Raw genomic sequence first — 359 nt, 5'->3', positions numbered from 1 at the left:
TACGATTGAAGCTAGTTCAGGGATAGTAGATGAAGCAAATGGAGTAATTACAAATATAACTTTAGGATCGACACTAACAATCACCGCTACTAACGGTACTTCTTGTGAAACGATAACTACCGTAGCTATTCCATCGGATTGTCCATCGGATTGTGTCTTCCCTGACTTAACAGTTGGACAAGGAATTTGTGATGGTGTAGGAGCTACTACATATACGGTAAACTTTACAGAGACTACTGGAGCAACACTTACCGTTACTGGAGGAACAAATAATGGTGATGGTACAATTACTGGAACCATAGGTACAGATATTGTAATCACAGCCACAAATGGTAGTTGTGAAAGTATAATTACTATTA

General features: G+C 38.4%; 1 protein-coding gene. It reads left to right on the top strand.

Going from position 1 to position 359, the window contains the following annotated elements; genetic code table 11:
- On the top strand, window positions 1–359 hold a 359-nt coding region (locus tag JM658_RS17050; protein WP_236961111.1), incomplete at both ends, for a hypothetical protein.

Origin of the sequence: Joostella atrarenae (assembly GCF_021764745.1) — a bacterium.
GTDB classification, from domain to species: Bacteria; Bacteroidota; Bacteroidia; order Flavobacteriales; family Flavobacteriaceae; genus Galbibacter; species Galbibacter atrarenae.
This window is presented reverse-complemented; position numbering and strand designations above follow the sequence as displayed.